Source organism: Micromonospora sp. CA-240977 (assembly GCF_050942285.1).
GTDB lineage: Bacteria > Actinomycetota > Actinomycetes > Mycobacteriales > Micromonosporaceae > Micromonospora.
In genome coordinates this window covers 1,980,606-2,001,010 of sequence record NZ_CP192055.1, presented here as the reverse complement: position 1 = coordinate 2,001,010, position 20,405 = coordinate 1,980,606, and the positions used below count along the sequence as shown (strand labels likewise).

General features: G+C 70.0%; 21 protein-coding genes. 13 read left to right on the top strand and 8 right to left on the bottom strand.

Going from position 1 to position 20,405, the window contains the following annotated elements; translation table 11 throughout:
* Nucleotides 1–175 precede the first annotated feature (175 nt).
* Nucleotides 176–553 (top strand): hypothetical protein, encoded by a 378-nt coding sequence (locus ACQPWW_RS09350; RefSeq protein WP_433131081.1) that lies wholly within the window; start codon nt 176–178, stop codon nt 551–553.
* A 65-nt stretch (nt 554–618) separates the two neighbouring features.
* On the opposite strand, the gene ACQPWW_RS09345 is transcribed toward ACQPWW_RS09350, so the two are convergent.
* Both ACQPWW_RS09345 and ACQPWW_RS09340 read right to left on the bottom strand, forming a co-directional pair.
* Nucleotides 619–1,581, bottom strand: a complete 963-nt coding sequence (locus ACQPWW_RS09345; RefSeq protein ID WP_433131079.1) for a sporulation protein — start codon at nt 1,579–1,581, stop codon at nt 619–621.
* Between the two features lie 308 nt (nt 1,582–1,889).
* On the bottom strand, nt 1,890–3,047 hold the full coding sequence (locus tag ACQPWW_RS09340; protein ID WP_433131077.1) for a glycosyltransferase: 1,158 nt from the start codon (nt 3,045–3,047) through the stop codon (nt 1,890–1,892).
* Between the two features lie 41 nt (nt 3,048–3,088).
* On the opposite strand from ACQPWW_RS09340, the gene ACQPWW_RS09335 reads away from it, so the two are divergent.
* Complete coding sequence (locus tag ACQPWW_RS09335; protein ID WP_433131075.1) at nt 3,089–3,703, top strand: TetR/AcrR family transcriptional regulator; 615 nt, start codon at nt 3,089–3,091, stop codon at nt 3,701–3,703.
* Here the strand turns inward: ACQPWW_RS09335 and ACQPWW_RS09330 are convergent.
* Nucleotides 3,700–3,909 (bottom strand): DUF397 domain-containing protein, encoded by a 210-nt coding sequence (locus ACQPWW_RS09330; RefSeq protein ID WP_433131073.1) that lies wholly within the window; start codon nt 3,907–3,909, stop codon nt 3,700–3,702. The two genes, ACQPWW_RS09335 and ACQPWW_RS09330, sit on opposite strands and share 4 nt — an antisense overlap.
* The gene (locus tag ACQPWW_RS09325) at nt 3,906–4,769 is read right to left on the bottom strand and encodes a helix-turn-helix domain-containing protein (protein WP_433131071.1); all 864 of its coding nucleotides are present in this window, start codon (nt 4,767–4,769) and stop codon (nt 3,906–3,908) included. Before ACQPWW_RS09325 ends, ACQPWW_RS09330 begins: the two co-directional genes overlap by 4 nt.
* A 327-nt stretch (nt 4,770–5,096) precedes the next feature.
* On the opposite strand from ACQPWW_RS09325, the gene ACQPWW_RS09320 reads away from it, so the two are divergent.
* Both ACQPWW_RS09320 and ACQPWW_RS09315 read left to right on the top strand, forming a co-directional pair.
* Complete coding sequence (locus ACQPWW_RS09320; protein WP_433131069.1) at nt 5,097–5,345, top strand: DivIVA domain-containing protein; 249 nt, start codon at nt 5,097–5,099, stop codon at nt 5,343–5,345.
* A 131-nt stretch (nt 5,346–5,476) separates the two neighbouring features.
* Nucleotides 5,477–5,665: a hypothetical protein gene (locus ACQPWW_RS09315; protein ID WP_433134242.1), complete on the top strand. Its 189-nt coding sequence runs from the start codon at nt 5,477–5,479 to the stop codon at nt 5,663–5,665.
* A 124-nt stretch (nt 5,666–5,789) separates the two neighbouring features.
* Here ACQPWW_RS09315 and ACQPWW_RS09310 read toward each other — a convergent pair whose 3' ends face one another.
* A complete protein-coding gene (locus tag ACQPWW_RS09310; protein ID WP_433131067.1) occupies nt 5,790–6,566 on the bottom strand; it encodes a DeoR/GlpR family DNA-binding transcription regulator in 777 nt (258 codons plus the stop codon).
* A gap of 37 nt (nt 6,567–6,603) precedes the next feature.
* On the bottom strand, nt 6,604–8,595 hold the full coding sequence (locus ACQPWW_RS09305; RefSeq protein WP_433131065.1) for a beta-galactosidase: 1,992 nt from the start codon (nt 8,593–8,595) through the stop codon (nt 6,604–6,606).
* Nucleotides 8,596–8,876: 281 nt separating this feature from the next.
* On the opposite strand from ACQPWW_RS09305, the gene ACQPWW_RS09300 reads away from it, so the two are divergent.
* The 6 genes from ACQPWW_RS09300 to ACQPWW_RS09275 all read left to right on the top strand — a co-directional run bounded on the left by ACQPWW_RS09300 (nt 8,877) and on the right by ACQPWW_RS09275 (nt 16,010).
* Nucleotides 8,877–10,205, top strand: coding sequence for an ABC transporter substrate-binding protein (locus ACQPWW_RS09300; RefSeq protein WP_433131063.1), 1,329 nt, complete (start codon nt 8,877–8,879; stop codon nt 10,203–10,205).
* Nucleotides 10,206–10,226: 21 nt separating this feature from the next.
* Entirely contained in the window at nt 10,227–11,183 is a 957-nt protein-coding gene (locus ACQPWW_RS09295) for a carbohydrate ABC transporter permease (protein WP_433131061.1), read from the top strand.
* Entirely contained in the window at nt 11,180–12,094 is a 915-nt protein-coding gene (locus ACQPWW_RS09290) for a carbohydrate ABC transporter permease (RefSeq protein ID WP_433131060.1), read from the top strand. The genes ACQPWW_RS09295 and ACQPWW_RS09290 overlap by 4 nt, the downstream gene beginning before the upstream one ends.
* Nucleotides 12,091–14,226, top strand: coding sequence for an alpha-galactosidase (locus ACQPWW_RS09285; RefSeq protein ID WP_433131057.1), 2,136 nt, complete (start codon nt 12,091–12,093; stop codon nt 14,224–14,226). Before ACQPWW_RS09290 ends, ACQPWW_RS09285 begins: the two co-directional genes overlap by 4 nt.
* A 104-nt stretch (nt 14,227–14,330) precedes the next feature.
* Complete coding sequence (locus ACQPWW_RS09280) at nt 14,331–14,732, top strand: YciI family protein (protein WP_433131055.1); 402 nt, start codon at nt 14,331–14,333, stop codon at nt 14,730–14,732.
* Nucleotides 14,733–14,738: 6 nt separating this feature from the next.
* Nucleotides 14,739–16,010 carry an RNA polymerase sigma factor gene (locus ACQPWW_RS09275; protein ID WP_433134240.1) on the top strand — a complete coding sequence of 424 codons (1,272 nt, stop codon included), beginning with the start codon at nt 14,739–14,741 and terminating at the stop codon, nt 16,008–16,010.
* Nucleotides 16,011–16,135: 125 nt separating this feature from the next.
* Here the strand turns inward: ACQPWW_RS09275 and ACQPWW_RS09270 are convergent, their stop codons facing one another.
* Both ACQPWW_RS09270 and ACQPWW_RS09265 read right to left on the bottom strand, forming a co-directional pair.
* Nucleotides 16,136–16,588, bottom strand: coding sequence for a hypothetical protein (locus ACQPWW_RS09270; protein WP_433131053.1), 453 nt, complete (start codon nt 16,586–16,588; stop codon nt 16,136–16,138).
* Nucleotides 16,589–16,701: 113 nt separating this feature from the next.
* Nucleotides 16,702–18,093, bottom strand: coding sequence for a cellulase family glycosylhydrolase (locus ACQPWW_RS09265; protein ID WP_433131051.1), 1,392 nt, complete (start codon nt 18,091–18,093; stop codon nt 16,702–16,704).
* A gap of 374 nt (nt 18,094–18,467) precedes the next feature.
* Here ACQPWW_RS09265 and ACQPWW_RS09260 point away from each other — a divergent pair, with 374 nt between their 5' ends.
* From ACQPWW_RS09260 to ACQPWW_RS09250, 3 genes are read left to right on the top strand one after another with little or no spacing between them, the layout of a single operon-like run.
* Nucleotides 18,468–19,430 (top strand): TIGR03557 family F420-dependent LLM class oxidoreductase, encoded by a 963-nt coding sequence (locus tag ACQPWW_RS09260; RefSeq protein ID WP_433131049.1) that lies wholly within the window; start codon nt 18,468–18,470, stop codon nt 19,428–19,430.
* Nucleotides 19,427–20,266: an alpha/beta fold hydrolase gene (locus ACQPWW_RS09255; protein WP_433131047.1), complete on the top strand. Its 840-nt coding sequence runs from the start codon at nt 19,427–19,429 to the stop codon at nt 20,264–20,266. Before ACQPWW_RS09260 ends, ACQPWW_RS09255 begins: the two co-directional genes overlap by 4 nt.
* The gene (locus tag ACQPWW_RS09250; protein WP_355029451.1) at nt 20,263–20,391 is read left to right on the top strand and encodes a hypothetical protein; all 129 of its coding nucleotides are present in this window, start codon (nt 20,263–20,265) and stop codon (nt 20,389–20,391) included. The genes ACQPWW_RS09255 and ACQPWW_RS09250 overlap by 4 nt, the downstream gene beginning before the upstream one ends.
* Nucleotides 20,392–20,405 lie beyond the last annotated feature (14 nt).

The following is a 20,405-nucleotide window of genomic DNA, read 5'->3' as shown; positions in this document are numbered from 1 at the left end:
GCTGACGCGCTGATCGCCGGCCGGATTTTTCCGGCCGGCGATCGGTGTTACCTGCTCCCGGGCCTCGGGTAGTCGGGGGTTGTCCCCGCCGTGAAAGCGAACCCTGCCGTGGCCGACACGCGGTAGCGGGGCGAGGGAATGCAGGTACGACTCATCGCATCCTGAGGAGGACCAGATGAGCACGCAGGCTGCTTCCACCCGGCCGATGAACCGGCCCATGAACGACCCGCAGAATCCCGCGTCGATGCGGGACGTGCAGACCCAGCAGATGCCGGTGATGCACGACGGGCGTCGCAACGACATGCAGGCACCCGGTACGGAGACCAAGCAGGCGTTCAAGACCACCGAGTTCTGGATCTACCTGATCGCGGTGGCCGCCGTACTGGGCGCGTCGCAGGTCGTTGGCAGGAACTCCACTGGGGTGGACATCTTCCGGGCCGACAACGCCTGGTTCCTGATCACCCTGCTGACGCTTGGCTACCTCGGTAGCCGTGGCCTCGCGAAGGCCGGCAGCAACTGGCGCAGCAGCGAGGAGCGCAAGGCTCGGCACTGACCGCTACACAGTGCACGGTGGCCTCCGGGAGATCCTCCCGGAGGCCACCGTGGTGTTCGTACCGGTTACTCGTCGCCGCCGAAGTCCCCACCGAAGTCGCCGCCGAAGTCACCCTCGAACGCGTCCTCGATCATCTCGCCGGCGATCATGCCGCCGGCGACGCCGAGCGCCGCCCCGGCCACCATGCCGCCCATCCCGTGCCCGCGGCCAGGACCGTGACCGTGGCTCGGGCCGTACTGCGAGCGCAGGCTGCCGTAGCGGGACGTGGTCTCGCGCAACCAGCCGTCGACGACCTGCGCCCAGTCGACGCGGTCGACGTCGGTGTGCGCCACCTGGTAGCGACCGAACGCGTCGTGCCCGGCGCTGAGGAAGCCGCCGCGCTTGTCGCACTCCAGGATGACCTCGACGCCTCGCTGACTGGTCACGAAGGTCAGCTCGACCTCCCGGATGGTGCTCGCGTACTGCGGAGCGGCGAAGAACTCGATCTCCTGGTAGAACGGCAGCGTCTGCTGGACGCCCCGGATGTGACCGCGCTCCAGGTCGGCGTGCTTGAACCGGAAGCCGAGCCGCTGGAACGCCTCCAGGATCCGCTCGTGCACCGGCAGCGGGTGCACCGCCACCTGGTCCAGGTCGCTCTTGTCGACCGCGCGGGCGATCGCCAACTCGGTGCGCAGGCCCATCGTCATGCCGTGCAGGCGCTGGCCGTACACGTCGGTGATCGGGGTCTCCCACGGAATCGGCAGCTGGAACGGGATCGAGAGCTGCTGCTTCGGGGCGAGCTGCAACGGGCCGCTGACCGCCATCCGGTGAAACTCGAGGGTGCCCGAGTATTCGGCGTCGTGCCCCTCGACCTCCACCCGGGTCACCAGACCGATCACCACCTGCTCGATGGCCGCCTCAGCGTCGCCACCGACGAGGTTGACCTGCCCGTCGAGGGTCAGGCCGGGCCGGGTGTTGGGGTTGGTCAGCACAGTGTCCACACTGGGACCGCCCACACCGAACGCGCTCAACATCTTCTTGAAGACCATCGGAACTCCTGTGCGACGCCGACCGCTCCAGGCTGGAGTCGGACGTTGACTCGACCGGCACCCTATCCAGCACCCCTGTGAGGTGGCTGTGAAGCCGCCGCACATCCCGGGCGTCCGTCGGCGCCGCTTGATCGACTCGGCTTCCCGGAAATCGGGGTGTCACCGCGACTGGGAGAGCCCCATTTCCGGGAACTCGCGTCGGTCATGGATTCCGCGAGGAGCTCGGCCTGTCGCCAGTTCGCCGCGGCGTCCGAGACGGAGCACGAGGCAGCGCGCTGGCCGGTGCCGGCGGGAAGGTCAGCACCGAGCTAGCCGATCACCTCGGCGCGTAGCCGCTCGGCGACCTCGTCCGGCGACGGCATCGCGACGATCTCGGCGCTGAGCCGGCGAGCCGCCTCGGTGAACGTCGGTTCGTCGAGCAGCCGGCGCAGAGCCGCCGCGATCGCGGCCGGCTCGGCCTGCCCGGGCGTCAGCGCGAGACCGGCCCCGGACACGGCGACCCGGTCCGCCTGGATGAACTGGTCGGCGCCCTGGGGTACGACCACCATCGGGATGCCACGGGCCAGCGTGCCGAGGGTGGTGCCGGCGCCGCCGTGGGTGATGACCGCGCTGACGTGCTCCAGCAACTGGGCCAGCGGCACGAAGGGGCTGAACTCCACCCGCTCCGAGTCGAGCTGGTAGTCCTCCGGCTTGCCGTCGAGGCCGAGCGTGGCCAGCACGTCGACGTCGACGTCGGTGAGGGCACCCAGCAGCGGGCCGACGACAGCGGGGTCGGCGAAGACCGTACCGAAACTAACCAACACCCGGGGACGCCCGCCGGCGGGCGGCATGTGCGCGCCCGTCGGGGCGTCGGACGCCTGGTGCGGTTCCGGCCGCAGCGCGATCCGCTCCACCCCCTGCGGCACGGCGAAGTCCTCGAACTGCAACCCCGGCGGGCAGGTGTCCAGCAGCCACCGCCCGGCCTGGACGCGCTCCGGCGCGGGCAGCCCGCGCTCCTCGTAGCGAGAGCGGACCACCGCGATCAGCGGGTCGGTGAACTCGGCCGGCACCGCCGGGCCGAAGGCGAGGGTGGCCAGCGGTACGTCGAGGCCGGCGGCGACCAGCGGCCCCACGAAGTCGAGCATCTCGTTGACGATCAGATCCGGCTGCCAACTTCTGGCCTGCGCCAGTGCCTCGCCGGCGCTGAGGTCGACCCGGACCCCGGCGAAGAACTCGGCGACCGCCTCCGGGATCGGCTCAGTTGCGGGGTTGATGCCCAGCTTGCGCCCCACCTCGGCGAAGAGGACATCCGGCATGGGGCCGGCCGGCAGCAGCTCGATCCCCTCGGGCGCGGTGAGCGGGATCATGCCTGCGGCGGTCACCACGGCAACGTCGTGGCCTTGACGCCGGAACGCGCGGATCAGGGGCAGGAGCGGGAGGAAGTGACCAAATGAGGGCACATTCGAGAAGAGGACTCGCATACTCATCAGAATACCCTTCTGACGAATGCGGCCGGTAGAGTGCCCTGGTGGCTGCTCACCCCCGCGCCAACCGGCGCCAGGAGAGCGCCGAACAGACCCGGCAGTTGATCTTGGATGCGGCCCTGGACCTCTTCATCGCGCAGGGGTACGCCACCACGACCGTCAACGACATCGCCGCCCGCGCCCGGGTGGCCGTGGCGACCGTCTACACCAGCGTCGGCGGCAAGCCGACGCTGCTGCGGGCGCTCATCGAGGCGGGCGTGAACGACCCGGAGACCGCGCAGACCGTGGCGGCCATCGCGGTTGCCACCGACCCCGGCGAGGTCGTGCGCCTGATCGGCGCCGGGACACGGTACGGCCACCAGAGCCGCCCCCACACCATCCAGCTGATGAGGGCGGCGGCGGGCATGACGGCGAGCGCGGCGGCAGCGGCGCGTGACGGCGCGGCGGCGTACCGGCAGGCGTTACGGGTCGGCGCGGCACGTCTCGACGAGCTCTCCGCGCTACGCCCGGGCCTCACCGTCGCACAGGCCACCCAGGTGCTCTGGTTCTACTTCGGACTGCACTCCTGGCCACAGCTCGTCGATGAGGGCGGCTGGTCGTACGACGAGGCGGAGCGCTGGCTGGTCGACCGGGCCACCGAAGCACTTCTCCGGCCCTAGCCGAACTCGCCGTCCTTGATGCCGAGGACGAACGCGGTCCACCCACCGGCGGGATAGACGAGGGTTGCCGCCGCACGATCCTTGCTGTCCCGTACCGCCACTCGACCGGACCCGTCCAGGATCGGCCCTGCCTCGACGCAGCTGCCACCGTTGCTGTCACTCTTACTGCTGATGTGCCAGGCGACCTCGGACATGCTCTCGCTCATGACAACTCCTCCGCGATGCTCGTGATCAACTTCGTTGACTCACTCTCGCTGAGCGCAGAATCCAGCAGACGACCATAGGCGCGAACAAAGCGCTCAGCCTTCGGCGACTCCAGGTAGAGTCGCCCGCCCAAAGACTCCACGTAGGCAACCGCAGGATACGGCTCCGGCAGACGGAATATCCAGAACGTACCGTCGAGCCCCTGATGCAGAGCTACGCCGTATGGCATGACTCTGATAGCCACATTGCCTAGCCGTTGCGTCTGCACGAGCTGGTGAAGTTGTCGGCGCAGCACCTCCGGCCCGCCGACCATCCGACGCAGCGCGGCTTCGTCGATCACCGTGGAAATCGTGAGCGGGCGGCGTCGCCGCAGAACCTCTTGGCGGGTCATCCGAAGCTCGACCCAGCGGTTGATCGTCGCCTCGGTGGCCCCCGGTTCTGCCGCGTTACGGATGACGGCCTCGGCGTACTCCCGGGTCTGAAGCAGCCCCGGCACCAGGGTGAGATGGAAGCAGCAGACCTGCTCCGCGCGACCTTCCAGCCAGGGATATTCGATGAAGGACGCGTCCACCACGTCGCCGTAGTCCTCGTCCCACCGATCCGTGCGCCACACCTCCTCGGCGAGTGCCAGCAGACGGGCCCGCTCGGCTGCGTGGTGAAAGCCGTAGAGATCCAGCAGCGCTACTACATCACCCTTGCGGATCGGCCAATCCGCGCGTTCGTAGCGGCCAAGCGCGGACATGTCACGTTGCAGATGCTCGGCGACCAACTTCAACGTCATCCCCCGCTCCTCCCGCAAGGTCCGCAATTGCTGACCCAGCCATTGCGCGCGGAGGGTCCGGATGAACGGCTTGTGCGGCATGGTCCACCTCTCAATTCCTTGGCAAGGCCCGCGTAGGAACCATTGCTCCAGTTCTGGGCGACTGGAAACGTGGCCTTCGGGTGAGGGTGATCGCCGGCCCCCGGGGAAGCCCGGTGCTAACACGGCAACCGCGGCTGCGCCAACAGCCGAGAAGGTGACGAGAGACGGCTTCGCGAGTGGCAGTCGCATACCGGCTCTCGTCGGGTCTCAACTAGAGCGTCGGGAGGTGCGAGTCCCGGCTCCGAACCGACTTGAAGAAATACCTACCACGTAGAGGGCGCCCTCGCGACCCTGACTCACCCATCGACCGACGACGAGAGGTGACAGATGATTAGAGGCACGCTGTACGACGGCAGCCGGCTGCATCCGCGGCACGTCCGCGACCGTCAGTTCGCCACCGTCGGCTTCGGCCGGCGGGGCCTCGACCCCAGAGAGGTACGGCGGTTCCTGCACCGAGTCGCGCTCGACCTGACCGTGCTGCACCAGGACCTGGCGCTGCTCGGTGCGGAGAACGCCCGGGTGAAGCGGGCACTGCGTGCCTGGCACAGCGCCGGGTCCGAGAGGCGTCAGCCATGATCCCGTCGGGCCAGATCTTCGCGCCGCTGCCTCGGGCCGCCGTGTTGGCGTGCACCGAGTCGACCGAACCGCCGCCCCGACACGTGATCCACCTGCCGGTGGCGGTGCCCGATCTGGCCGGGGCGTTGGACATGGCCCGTAGTCTCGCCCGGTCGTTCGCCTCGACGCCACAGGTCGACGTCGCTGGCATCACCGTCTCGGCCGAGGACGCGCAGCACGTACGACATTGGGTCTTCTGCGACCGGATCATGCCCGATCGCCGCCGGTGTGTGCGGCAGACCGACCACCACGCGCCCTGCCGACCCGCCGACGATCCCTAGCCCGGCACGCGCCGGCCCAAGTTCTGCGACAACTTCGGTGAAGATGCTGTCTCCGCGACGTCTGAGGGGCCACTTTCCCTGTTGTTGCTCGGATCTTGACCAGGGCTACGCGAGGAGACGCCGCTCAGCCGGGGTCGACGACCACCAACTCGCCGACCTGCTCGCCGATCGTGGTACGCGCCTCGGCCGGCAGCCCGACGTCGGTGATCAGCACGTCGGCGGCCTCCAGCGGGGCGATGGTGGCGATGCCGATGGTCTCCCACTTGGTGTGGTCGGCCAGCACCACGAGCCGGCGGGCGGCGCCGATCAGGCACCTGTTGACGCCGGCCTCCAGCAGGTTGGGTGTGGTGAATCCGGTGCGCGGACTGAGCCCGTGCACGCCGAGGAAGAGCAGGTCGACGTTGAGCGCGCTGATCGCCGCCTCGGCCACCGGCCCGGTCAACGCGTCCGACGGGGTGCGGATGCCGCCGGTCAGCACGACCGTCTGGTCGGCGCGCGGATCCTGGTAGAGCGCGTCGGCCACCGGGATCGAGTTGGTGACCACGGTCAGCCCCCGGACGTCGGAGAGCAGGGTGGCCAGCGCGGCGGTGGTGGTGCCGGCGGAGAGCGCGATCGCCATCCCCGGCTCCACCATCGTGGCCGCCCGCTCGGCGATGGCGCGCTTCTCCGCCTGTTGGCGGATCGACTTCGCCGCGAAGCCGGGCTCCTCGGCCGAACCCGGCCCGGCGAGTGTCGCGCCGCCGTGCACCTTGTCCACAAGGCCGCGCTCGGCCAGCGCCTCCAGGTCGCGGCGGATCGTCATGTCGGACACACCGAACCGGCTGACCAGGTGGCTCACCCGTACGCCGCCACGTTGACGGATCAGATCGAGGATGGCGGTCTGCCGCTGCTGGGCGAGCATGTGGGTAACCTCCTTCGCGCAGTGACTGTCGTCAGAATCAGGTCCGATCCTCACGGACCACCGCCACCTCACCGGCCGACAGTGACAGCTCACCGGCGCAGTGTCCGCCGGTCAACAGCTCGACGCCGTGCACCGGCAGGCGTACCTCGGTGTCGGTGTGGTTGATCGCGAACAGCCAGCTCCGGTCGCCGTCGCGCCGGCGGACCACCTCCACGCCGGACGGCGCCGGCGCCGCCGGGCGCACGCCGGCCTCGTCGACGAGCCGGGCGACCAGCCGGTCGGTGGCCGCCTCGTCCAACCGGGTGCCGACATACCAGGCGGCACCGTCGCCGACCCGGTGTCGGGTCAGCGCCGGCACGCCCGGCAGGGGCCCGTCGGTGTACGACGCGAGCACCTCCGCGCCGTCCGGGTGCAGCCACTCGGTCCACACGTCGGCGGTGCTGCCGTCGTTGAGGCGGACCTGCTCGCCCTCGCGCAGCGGGAAGAACTCCTCGGTCCGTACGCCGAGCAGTTCCCGGAACGCGCCGGGGTAGCCGCCGAGGCGGATGTGGTCGTTCTCGTCGACGATGCCGCTGAAGTAGGTCACCGCCGCCGTCCCGCCGCCCTCGACGTGGCGGCGAAGTGCCGCGACGTCGGCGTCCCGGACCAGGTAGAGGGTCGGCACCAGGACCAGCCGGTAGCCGCTGAGGTCGGCCGACGGGTGGACGACGTCGGCGGTCACCCCGGCCCGCCACAGGGCGCCGTACAGGGCGTTCAGCCGGTCGGCGTACCGCACGTCGACGCTGGGGTGTGAATCCAACTCGACACCCCACCACGCCTCCCAGTCGAACAGGATCGCCACGTCGGCGTCCACGCGACTGCCGCGTACCTCCGCGAGGGCCTTGAGGTCCGCGCCGAGCTGGCAGACCTCGCGGAACACCTTGGTGTCCGGCCCGGCGTGCGGCACCAGCGCGGAGTGGAACTTCTCGGCGCCGGCCCGGGATGCCCGCCACTGGAAGAACAGCACGCCGTCGGCGCCGCGGGCGACGTGCGCCAGACTGTTGCGGCGTAGCTGACCGGGCAGCTTGGCCACGTTGCGCGGCTGCCATTGGACGGCGCTTGTGGAGTGCTCCATCAACAGCCACGGGTCACCGCCGGCGACGCCCCGGGTGTGGTCGGCGGCGAGCGCCAACCCGAGGTGCGCCTGCGGGTCGGCGGCGGTCAGGTAGTGGTCGTTGGACACCAGGTCCACGTCGTCGGCCCAGGACTGGTAGTCCATGTGCTTGACGCCCATGCCGATCATGAAGTTGGTGGTGATCGGCTGACGGACCAGTGTCCTCAGCACCTCGCGTTCCGCGCGCAGTTGGGCGCGCAGCTCGTCGGAGGAGAAGCGCAGGAAGTCCAACTGCTGCGTGGGGTTGGCGAAGGCCGTAACCGTGCGGGGTGGGTTGATCTCGGCCCAGTCGCCGTAGCGCTGGCTCCAGAAGGCGGTGCCCCAGGCGTCGTTGAGCCGGTCCAGGTCGCCGTAGCGCTCGCGCAGCCAGCTGCGGAACGCCTCGGCGCTGACGTCGCAGTAGCAGTGCGCGTTGTGGCAGCCCAGCTCGTTGGAGACGTGCCACATCACCACGGCGGGGTGCTCGGCGTACCGGCCGGCGACCGCCCGCACCACCTCCAGCGACCGCTCCCGGAAGATGGGCGAGCTGGGGCAGTACGCCTGTCGGCCGCCGGGCCAGAGGATCGTGCCGTCGGCCTGGCGGGGCAACGTCTCGGGGTGCGCCCTGGCCAGCCACGGCGGCGGGCTGGCGGTGGCGGTGGCCAGGTCGACCTGGATCCCGCCGTCGTGCAGGAGGTCAAGCACCCGGTCCAGCCAACCGAACTCGAATCGGCCCGGGGTGGGCTCCAGCAGCGCCCAGGAGAAGATGCCGACCGAGACCAGGTTGACCCCGGCTCGGCGCATCAACTCGACGTCCTCGGACCAGGTCTGCTCGGGCCACTGCTCGGGGTTGTAGTCGCCGCCGAAATAGATGCCGTTCCCGTGCCATTGCCGCATGAGAGCTGAGGGTGCACCTCGCACGGCAGCGAAGTCAACAGGTTCCAACATCGATTCGTTTTCCAACGTTTACCGCGTAACAGCCGTATCACAACTGGGTTATCGAAGGTGAACTGCCCTCTTGACAGCGCCTGACCGAGGGGTAACTTGAGGCCCCAATGGCCGTTCGTGTTGACCAATGTGGATTCTCGGTGAATCCCGATGGGCGATCACGTCGCCGGACCTCCACCTCACCTTTGACGGCCCTTCGCGTAGCACCTCTTCATCCGCAGGAGGCACAGATGTCCCGTCCCCGATCCCAAGCCGAGTACCTTGCTCGGCTCGTACCGCCCTCCGTCGCCGGCATCAACCGACGCTCGCTGTTGGCCGGCGCGGCTGGCACGGGCGCGCTGCTCGGCACCGGCCTCCTCGCCGGCTGCGGCGACGACTCCGACTCCGGCGGGTCCAGCAAGGACGTGTCGCTCGGCTCGAACCAGTCCGACCCGAAGCCGAAGGAAGTCATCGTCAAGGTCACCGACGGGTTCAAGACCGCGTCCGGCGTCCAGGTCGCGGTGAACACGGTCGACCACAACACGTTCCAGGAGAACATCAACAACTACCTGCAGGGCAAGCCGGACGACGTGTTCACCTGGTTCGCCGGCTACCGGATGCGCTTCTTCGCGCAGAAGGGCCTGGCCAGCGACATCAGCGACGTGTGGGGCAAGCTCTCCGGCTTCTCCGACGCCTTCAAGAAGGCGTCCACCGGCGACGACGGCAAGCAGTACTTCGTACCGGCGACGTACTACCCGTGGGCTGTCTTCTACCGCAAGTCGGTGTGGCAGCAGCACGGCTACCAGGTGCCCACCACCCTGGACCAGTTCACCGCACTCGGCGCGCAGATGAAGAAGGACGGCCTCACCCCCATCGCCTTCGCCGACAAGGACGGCTGGCCCGCGATGGGCACCTTCGACATCCTCAACCTGCGGATCAACGGCTACCAGTTCCACGTCGACCTGATGGCCGGCAAGGAGGCCTGGACCTCCGACAAGGTCAAGAAGGTGTTCGACACCTGGGCCGGCCTGCTCCCCCTGCACCAACCGGACAGCCTCGGCCGCACCTGGCAGGAGGCCGCGCAGTCGTTGCAGCAGAAGAAGAGCGGCATGTACCTGCTCGGCCTCTTCGTCGGTCAGCAGTTCAGCAACGACGAGCAGGACGACCTCGACTTCTTCACCTTCCCCGAGATCGACCCGGCCATCGGCGCGAAGGCGCTGGACGCCCCGATCGACGGCTACATGATGGCCCGCAAGCCCAAGAACGAGGACAACGCGCGCAAGCTGCTGGAGTACTTCGGCGGCAAGGCCGCCGCGGACATCAACCTCAAGAACGACCCAGCCGTCCTCGTCGCCAACAGTGGCGCGGACGTCGGCGGCTACACGGCGTTGCAGAAGAAGGCCGCCGAGCTGGTCGGGTCGGCCACCGAGATCGCGCAGTTCCTCGACCGGGACACCCGACCGGACTTCGCCTCCACCGTGATGATCCCGGCGATCCAGCAGTTCATCAAGAACCCCAAGGACATTGACGGGCTCACCTCGTCCATCGAGAACCAGAAAAAGTCGATCTTCACTGACTGACGGCGGAAGGGGAAGGACATCGTGTCCGACCTGCCCCTGATCCAAGCGGATCGCGCCGTGCCGCCGCCGGCCTCGACCACCTCCACGGGTGGTCGTCGCCGGCGGCTACGGCTCCTGTCCCGCACCGACCGCGTGGTCATCACGCTGATGGTGCTCGTCCCACTGCTGCTCGTCACCGCGTTCGTCTGGTTGCCGGCCGCGGCGACAGTGCTGCTGTCCGGCACCGACTGGGACGGCATCGGCCCACTGAACGAGATCGAGTTCGTCGGCGCGCGCAACTACAGCGACGTGGTGAACATCTACCCGCCGTTCGTGCCGGCGATCCAGCACAACCTGCTCTGGCTGGCCGCCCTGTTCGTGGTCGCCACCCCGTTCGGCATGTTCCTGGCCGTCCTGCTGGACAAGGAGCTGCGCGGCAGCCGCTTCTACCAGACCGCGCTCTACCTGCCGGTGGTGCTCTCGCTGGCGCTCATCGGCTTCGTCTGGCAGCTGCTCTACTCCCGCGACCAGGGCCTGATCAACGCGGTGTTCGGCAGCAACATCGACTGGTACGGCGACTCGAACGTCAACATCTGGGCGGTGATGATCGCCTCCGGGTGGCGGCACGTCGGGTACATCATGCTGCTCTACCTGGCCGGCCTGAAAGGCGTCGACCCCTCGTTGCGGGAGGCCGCGGCGGTCGACGGCGCGTCGGAGAGGCGGACGTTCTTCCGGGTCGTGTTCCCGGTCATGCGTCCCATCAACATCATCGTGCTGGTGGTGACCGTCATCGAGTCGCTGCGCGCGTTCGACCTGGTCTGGGTCGTCAACAAGGGCCGCAACGGGCTGGAGCTGATCTCCGCGCTGGTCACCCAGAACGTGGTGGGTGAGGCGAGCCGGATCGGCTTCGGCTCGGCACTGGCGACGATCATGCTGGTCGTCTCGCTGATCTTCATCACCATCTACCTGGCGACAGTGATGAGGGAGAACCGGGAATGAGCACCGCGACAGTGACCCGGCGTACCGAGGACGAGACCGACCCGCCGCACCGCCGCCGCAAACTGACGCCGGCGCGGCTGCTGCTGCACGGCTTCCTCATCGTCGTATCGCTGGCCTGGATCTTTCCGATCGCCTGGGCGGTGCTGACCTCGCTGCGCTCGTACGACTACACCGCCGCCAACGGTTACGTGTCGTTCGGCGGCTGGACCCTCGACAACTACGTCACCGCCTGGCGGACGGCCGAGTTCGGCAAGCACTTCCTCAACTCGGTGTACATCACCGTGCCGGCGGTGCTGCTCACCCTCTTCCTCGCCTCGTGCGTGGCGTTCGTCATCGCCCGGTTCAGTTGGAAGCTCAACGTCGTCCTGCTCGGGGTGTTCACCGCCGCCAACCTGCTGCCCCAGCAGGCGCTGCTCATCCCGCTGTTCCGGCTGTTCACCGAGGTGCCGCTGCCGGAGTTCATGAGCGACTCGGAGTTGCTGTACGACAGCTACTGGGGGCTGATCCTGATCAACGTGGCCTTCCAGTGCGGGTTCTGTGTCTTCGTGCTCAGCAACTACATGAAGGCGCTGCCCCGCGACCTGTACGAGGCGGCGATGGTCGACGGAGCCAGCATCTGGCGGCAGTACTGGCAGGTCACCATGCCACTGTGCCGGCCGGCCCTGGCGGCGCTGGCGACGCTGGAGGTGACCTGGATCTACAACGAGTTCTTCTGGGCGACCGTCCTGATGCGCACCGGTGACAAGTTCCCCGTCACCAGTTCGCTCAACAACCTGCGCGGCGAGTTCTTCACCGACAACAACCTGGTCTCGGCGGGCAGCGTGCTCGTCGCGATCCCCACCCTGGTGATCTTCTTTATGCTCCAGCGGCACTTCGTTCGGGGCCTGACCTTGGGAGCTTCCAAAGGATGACCATCCTGCACCTGCGCCGCGCGCGGACCAGCCTGGTGCTCGACGCGCGCGGCCCGGGGCTGCCCCGGATCGTGCACTGGGGCGGCGACGTCGGCGACCTCGACGACGACGCCCTGCGCCAGCTCGCCGAAGCGACGGTGCCGCCGGTGATGCCGAGCAGCTTCGACGAGCCGCCCGCGCTGTCCCTGCTGCCGGAACCGAGCGCGGGGTGGAGCGGTCGCCCGGGGCTGACCGGGCACCGCGACGGGCGGGACTGGTCCACCGCGTTCCGCCTCGACGGGTTGGACCTGCGCGACGGCGGCCCGGACGCCGCTCGGGTGACGGTGCGGGCGTCGGACCCGGCCGCCGGTCTGTCGCTGGCCAGCGAGATCACCCTCGACCCGCACGGCCTGCTGACCGTCCGGCACCGGCTGCGCAACGACGGCGACACGGCGTACGAGCTCCGGGAGCTGACCCCGGTGCTGCCGGTGCCGGCGGTCGCCACCGAGCTGCTCGACCTCACCGGCCGGTGGTGCCGGGAACGGTCCCCGCAGCGGCACCCGTGGCCGCACGGCGCCTGGGTCCGTGAGGGTCGGCACGGCCGGACCGGGCACGACGCGACGCTGCTGCTGGTGGCGGGCACCGCCGGGTTCGGCTTCGGCCACGGCGAGGTGTGGGCGGTGCACACCGCGTGGAGCGGCGACCACGTCACAGTCGCCGAACGCCGGCCCACCGGCGAGTCGACCCTCGGCGGCGGCGAGTTGCTGGCCCCCGGCGAGATCCGGCTCGACCCCGGCGAGTCGTACGACACTCCCCTGCTCTACGCGGTCTGGTCCGACGTCGGGCTGGACGGGCTCAGCGACGTGCTGCACGCGCACCTGCGCGCCCGCCCCGGGCACCCGCGCTTCCCCCGACCGGTGACCCTCAACGTCTGGGAGGCGGTCTACTTCGACCACGACCTGGACCGGTTGCGGGCCCTCGCCGACCGGGCCGCGCAGATCGGCGTGGAGCGGTTCGTGCTCGACGACGGCTGGTTCCGCGGCCGGCGCGACGACACCGCCGGCCTCGGTGACTGGTACGTCGACGAGGGCGTCTGGCCCGACGGCCTGCAACCGCTCATCGACCACGTGACCGGACGGGGCCTGGAGTTCGGTCTGTGGGTGGAGCCGGAGATGGTCAACCCCGACTCCGACCTGTTCCGCGCGCACCCGGACTGGCTGCTGGCCGTGCCCGGCCGGCTGCCTCCGGCGTGGCGCAACCAGCAGGCGCTCGACCTGGGCCGCCCGGAGACCTACGACTACCTGCTGGAACGCCTCGACGCGCTGCTCACCGACCATCCCGGCATCAGCTACCTCAAGTGGGACCAGAACCGGGACCTCACCGAGGCCGGGCACCACGGCCGCCCCGGCGTGCACGGGCAGACCCTGGCGGTCTACCGGCTGCTCGACGAGTTGCGCCGCCGGCATCCCGGCGTGGAGATCGAGAGCTGCTCGTCCGGCGGGGCCCGGGTCGACCTGGCCATCCTGGCCCGCACCGACCGGGTCTGGGCCAGCGACTGCAACGACGCCCTGGAACGGCTCAGCATCCAGCGCTGGACCGGGTTGCTGCTGGCACCGGAGCTGGTCGGCACGCACATCGGCCCGCAGCGCTCGCACACCACCAACCGCGTACACGACCTGGGCTTCCGGGCGGCGACCGCGCTCTTCGGTCACCACGGCATCGAGTGGGACATCGCCTCGATCAGCGCCGCCGAGCAGACCGAGCTGGCCGCCTGGGTGGCACTGCACAAGCGGCTGCGCCCGCTGCTGCACTCCGGCCGGGTGGTCCGGGTCGACCACCCGGACCCGGCCGTCTGGGCACACGGCGTGGTCGACCACGACAGGACCCGTGCGGTGTACGCGGTGGCGCGACTGACCACCTCGGTGACGCAGACTCCGGGCGCGGTCCGGCTGCCCGGCCTGGACCCCGGGCGGCGTTACCGGGTGCGACCGGTGGCGGACGTGCCGGCCCCGGCGACCATCGAGCGCGCCGCGCCGACCTGGCTGGCGGGCGGCGTCACCCTCAGCGGGGCCGCGCTGGCCCGGGTGGGTGTGCAACTGCCGGCCCTGCACCCGGAACAGAGCCTGGTGCTGGAGGTCGACGCCGTTGTTTGAAAAGATTCCGGGGAATCTTCGGTCGGGGTGTCGAGAAGGGCGCCGCCTGTTTCTACCTCAGGGTGAGAGCACCGACGAGGGTGCGCGGGCGTGAGGAGCCAACAATGAAGTACATGCTGCTGATGCAGTTCAGCGCCGCCGGGACCGACTTCCCGAGCATCGACACCTGGACCCCCCAGGAGGTCCAGGCGCACATCGCGTTCATGGGCGAGGTCAACGACAAGCTCACCGCCGCCGGGGAGTGGGTCGACGCGCAGGGTCTCGGCGGTCCGCAGCAGGCCCGGATCGTCCGCGCCGGTGAGGGCGGCGCGCCGGTGGTCACCGAGGGGCCGTTCGCCGAGACGAAGGAGTTCCTCGCCGGCTTCTGGATCGTCGACTGCGACAGCCCGGAGCGGGCGGTCGAGCTGGCCGCGTACATCTCCACAGCGCCCGGCCCCGGCGGCCGGCCGCTGAACATGCCGATCGAGGTGCACCCGGTGATGTCCGCCCCACCTGAGGAGCTGTGAGGGCTGATCACCGACCCCCGCACCGAGGACCTGCTGCGCGAGTTGGCGCCGCAGGTCCTCGGCGTGCTCGCCCGCCGCTTCGGTGACTTCGCCACCGCCGAGGACGCGGTGCAGGAGGCGCTGCTGGCCGCCGCCACCCAGTGGCCGGCCGAGGGGGTGCCGGCGAACCCACGCGGCTGGCTGATCCAGGTCGGCTACCGCCGGATGATCGAGCTGGTCCGCGGCGAGCAGGCCCGGCGCCGCCGGGAGGACCTGGTCGCCCGCCGCGACCCGGACGACCGGCAGTACGCACCGGCCGCGGACGAGGAGTTGACCGCCGAGCGGGACGACACCCTGGTCCTGCTGATGCTCTGCTGCCATCCGGCGCTGGCCCCGACGTCGGCCGTGGCGCTGACCCTGCGGGCCGTCGGCGGGCTGAGCACCGCCGAGATCGCCCGCGCGTTCCTGGTGCCCGAGGCGACAATGGCGCAGCGGATCAGCCGGGCCAAGCAGCGCATCCGCGCATCCGGTCTGCCGTTCCGGATGCCCGATCCCGAGGAGCGGGCCGACCGGCTCGCCAGCGTGCGGCAGGTGCTCTACCTGATTTTCACCGAGGGACACACAAGCACCGCCGGCCCGGACCTACGCCGCATCGACCTCGCGGCCGAGGCGATCCGGCTGACCCGCGCGTTGCACACACTGCTGCCCGACGACAGCGAATCGACAGGGCTGCTGGCGTTGATGCTGCTCACCGAGGCGCGCGGCCCGGCGCGGACCGGCCCGTCCGGCGAGCTGATCTCACTGGCCGACCAGGACCGCAGCCGCTGGGACGCGGCGGCGATCGCCGAGGGCATCGCCCTGGTCACCCGGGCCCTACCGCGTGGGCCGGTCGGGCCGTACCAGGTGCAGGCCGCCATCGCCGCCCTGCACGACGAGGCGTCGAGCACCTCGCAGACCGACTGGCCACAGATCCTGGCGCTCTACGAGGTGCTGGAACGGCTCGTCGGCAGCCCGGTGGTGGCGCTCAACCGGGCCGTGGCGACCGCCATGGTGCACGGACCGGCGGCCGGCCTCGCCGCCCTCGACGCGCTGGCCGGCGACCCCCGACTGGCCGGGCACCACCGGCTGCCCGCAGCCCGCGCCCACCTGCACGAGATGGCCGGCGACCGGGAGCGGGCGATCATCGACTACCGGGCCGCCGCCGCGCGCACGAGCAGCCTGCCCGAGCAGCGCTACCTGACGATGCGGGCCGCCCGACTCACCGCCGAGTCCGACGGTGACCCAACTCCGCCACGGTGATCGACCCCTGGGGCGGGCCGGGTTGCCCGGCCCGGACGCGCTGATCATCGCCGGGGTGGTCATCGTGAACCTGGCCGGGAAGCACCTACCGCAGCGTGCCGGCGGACCGGCCGGGCCGGACAGTTTCAGCTCCTGTCCAACCAGAACCGGTCGCCCCCACCCCCGACGATGTCCGTCAGATAGAGCCGGACCCGGTTGTCCACCCTCGCCAGAGTCAGCGGCATGCCGTACCCGTCTATCTCCACGACCACATCCTGACTGTGGTAGCGGTCCGGGGCCGACAGCCGCCATTGACCCGATCCGCTGAAGGGCGTCGAGTAGCGAGACGACTGGATGTTGAGGGGTAGGTTCCGCGCATCGAAGGTGTGGTCGGGATCGAGTGTCAGCACGACGTTGTCGCGACCACTCCAGTCGCCCACCACGTCGGCAGCCATCGCCGCCGGCGGCGGCCGCAGCAACACCTTCGCCGTGATGTAGACGCCGAACCCCATGAGCAGGACGGAGGTCGTCGCAAGCGCCAGAACCCACGCAGTTCGCCGCTTCATGGGGTCACCATAACGACCGGAGAACGTGGTCACCGTCCCTCGTGGACGTGCGGCGTCATACCGGCCGGCTGTCCCCAGCGGTCGCCGCTGCCGGCCGGAAGTGGCCGGGTCCGCACCGACCCGGCCACCGCTGTCGGTTTCGTTGATCAGCTCACCGTGCAACTCACCTGCGGTGCCGGGTTGCTGCCGGTCCAGCCGCCGAGGAATCCGAAGCTGATGCTGGCCCCGGCGGCCAACCGGCCGTTGTAGTCAAGGTTGCGCGCGGTCACCGCCGACCCGCTGCTTGTCACCGCGGCGTTCCAGGACTGGGTGACGCTCTGGCCGTTGGCGAGGGTCCAGCGGGTGGTCCATCCGGTGATCGCCGTGCTGCCCGCGGTCACCCGTACCTCGCCCTGGAAGCCGCCCTGCCACTGGTTGGTCACCGTGTAGGTCGCCGTGCAGCCACCCGCGGGTGGCGGCGTGGTCGGCGGGGGCGTCGTGGGTGGCGGGGTCGTGGGTGGCGGGGTCGTGGGTGGCGGGGTGGTGGGCGGGGGCGTGGTGGGTGGGGGCAGGCCACCGAAGACGCTGGCCTCCCGGGCGGTCTGCCGGATGCCGTTGACGCCGTTGAAGAGCCGCTGACCCCAGGTGGTCAGGCTGGCCGGGTTGAAGTTGGTGGCGAGGTCGAGATATTCCACCCCGCCGCCGTTGCCACTCCACGACCAGCCCAACCAGCCGATCCCGTTGGCCTGGCTGTACGCGAGGATGGTGTCCTCGTCCGGGTTCCCGTCGGAGTGGTTGAAACCGAACTCACCGACCACGATCGGCAGCCCGGCGGCACGGAACCGGCCCAGGTAGTCGCTGATCTCCGCCGCGGTGTCGAAGACCCCGTACATGTGGATGGAGAAGACGGTGTTGCGGGCCGGGTCGGCGGCGAAGACCGACGCGGCGTTGTCCCGCATGGTGAAGGACCAGTCCTGACCCCAGTTCGGCGCGTCCACCATGATGGTGTGGGTCAGCCCGCCGTTGCGGAGACGTGTGATCGCGTTGGCGTTGTCAGTGGCCCAGGAGCCGTAGTTCTGGTTGCCGTACGGCTCGTTGCCGATATTGACGATGACGTATCTTTCCTGGCCGACGAGAACGTCGGCGAGGCTGAGCCAGTAGTCGACGGCCCGGTCGAGGGTGATCGCCCCACTCTGCTCGCCGTACCCGGTGGTGTCGTGCACCTCGAGCACGCAGATCAGCCGGTTGGCCCTGCACGTCGAGATGACGGCGGCGACGTCGGCGTTGGTGTTGCGGGTCCACCGGTCTCCGCTGGAGAGCACCACCCGCACGGTGTTCGCGCCGAGCGCCTTGACGTCGGCGAAGGAGCTGGTCTGCTGCGGGTACCAGGTGTGCGCGTGGTTGACGCCGCGCATGACGAATTCGGTGCCGTTGGCGTCGTACAACTTGCCGCCCGCGACGGAGAAACCGGCCGCGGCGTGCGCCGGCTGGCCGAACGCCAGCACGGCGACGAGCAACGCGAGCAGGGCCGCGCCGGCGGCGGTGAGTCGAGTCTTCATGGCCTTCCTCAGGGAGGACCCCCGATGCCCGACAGGGGTGGGACGTGACAGGGGAAGGCGGCTGCAGCCCGGCAGCCGCGCCCGACGTCCGGCGCGCACGCATCAGGGTAGGGCGATGGATTGGCCCTCGCAACCGGTTCAGTTGGCGGCCCGGACTCCGGACAGCCGCAACGGCCCACGCGAACGCGGGCCGTCACGGGGCGATCATCCCCACCACAGGATGTGCGCCACCTCCGGGTCTTAACCGGTTAAGACCGACGGTAGGCAGGTCACCGCCATCCGTCAAGCACTGCCATCCGGAACCGGACGGGAGGGTTGACGGCGGCCGACCGGGGTATCCCGGGAACGATCAGTCAGTGAGAGGGGATACCAGGATGGTCAGCGTCGGCTACACCCTCATGGGCGAACAGGCCGGTCCCAAGCAGTTGGTCGACCACGCGGTCCGGGCCGAGGCGGCCGGCTTCGACCAACTGGTGATGTCCGACCACTACTACCCCTGGCTGGACTCCCAGGGCCACTCCCCGTACGCCTGGTCGGTGCTCGGCGCGGTCGCCCACGCCACCTCGCGCGCCCAGCTGATGTCGTTCGTGACCTGCCCGATCCGCCGCTACCACCCCGCCGTGGTCGCGCAGAAGGCCAGCACGATCGGGGCGCTCTCGGACGGCCGGTTCACCCTCGGTCTGGGTGCCGGGGAGAACCTGAACGAGCACGTGGTCGGTGGCTGGCCGCACGTGCAGCAGCGGCACGAGATGTTCGAGGAGGCGTTGCAGATCATCCGGCCGCTACTCAACGGGGAGACGCTGACCTTCTCCGGCAACCACTTCGACGTGCCCGACGCCTACGTCTGGGACCGCCCGGAACGGCCGGTGCCGATGGCCGTCGCCGCGTCCGGTCGGCAGTCCGCGACGTTGGCCGCCGAGTACGGCAACGGCATCATCTCCACCGAACCCGACCGGCACATCCTCGAGATGTACGACGACGCCGGCGGCGCCGGCCAGCCCCGCTACGGGCAGGTGGCCATCTGCTACGGCCCCGACGAGGCCGAGTGCCGCAAGATCGTGCACGACCAGTTCCGCTGGTTCGGGATGGGTTGGAAGGTCAACGCCGACCTGCCCGGCCCGGAGTCCTTCGCCGCCGCCACCCAGTTCGTCAGGGAGGAGGACGTCGCCGAGGGCGTGCCCTGCGGGCCGGACATCGACGCGCACGTCGAGGCGTTCCGCAAGTTCGTCGACGCCGGCTTCACCCACGTGGCGATCGTCCAGGTCGGCGGTGAGACCCAGCCGATGTTCCTGGACTGGGCGCAGGAGCAGCTACTGCCCCGGCTGCGGGCGTTGTGAAGCTGACGCCCGGCGGTCACTTCGGTCCCACGGAGCTACGGCTCGCCATGGCCGCGCCCCGGCCGGCCGCCGGCCTGACCAGCGAGTGGCGGCTCGTCGACGGGCTGCGCACCCACACCCGGCGCAGCACGGCGCCGGAGACGGGGGCGCCGCCCGTGGTGCTGGTGCACGGGCTGGCCGTCTCCCACCGTTACCTCACCCCGCTGGCCGTCGCGCTCGCCAGCACCCACCCGGTGTACGTGCCGGACCTGCCCGGCTTCGGGCTGACCGCACACCCCGACGGCGCGTACGACGTCCACCGGCACGCCGCGCACCTGGCCGCCTGGCTGGCCGAGTATCGGCTGCCGCCGGTCTGCCTGCTCGGACACTCGTTCGGCGCGGAGGTGGCCGCCGCGCTCGCCGCGAACCACCCGGACGCGGTACGCGCCCTGGTGCTGGCCGGGCCGACAAGTGACCCGTCGGCCCGGTCCCGAGTGGGCCTGTTCGGCCGGTGGCTGGTGGACTGCCTGCGCGAAGCGCCGTTGCAGGCGCCGATCCTGGTCCGCGACATCTGGAACGCCCGGCCCTGGCGGGTCCTCGCGACGCTGTCGCACTCGGTGCACAACCCGATCGAGGAGGACCTCGTTCGGGTCACCGCGCCAACCCTCGTCGTGACCGGTGCTCGCGACCCGGTCGTACCGGCGCCCTGGCGCGACGAGGCGACCCGGCTCGTGCCGGACGCGAGCCTTGTTGTCGTTCCCGGTGCCGCGCACAACGTGGTCACGACCGCACCGACCCAGGTCGCGGACGCGTGCCGCCGCCTGCTCGCCCCATATTCCGCACTCTCGGACAGGTGACCCTCATGCGCTTCGGCAACACGGAGATCCGCCCGCTCGGCGGTGGCCTCGGCTGCCTCCTGATGATCCTCTTCTCGATCCTCGCCTCGGTGGTGCTCACCGTCCTGCTCAACCTGGTGCTCTGAGGCTCACCCCGTCC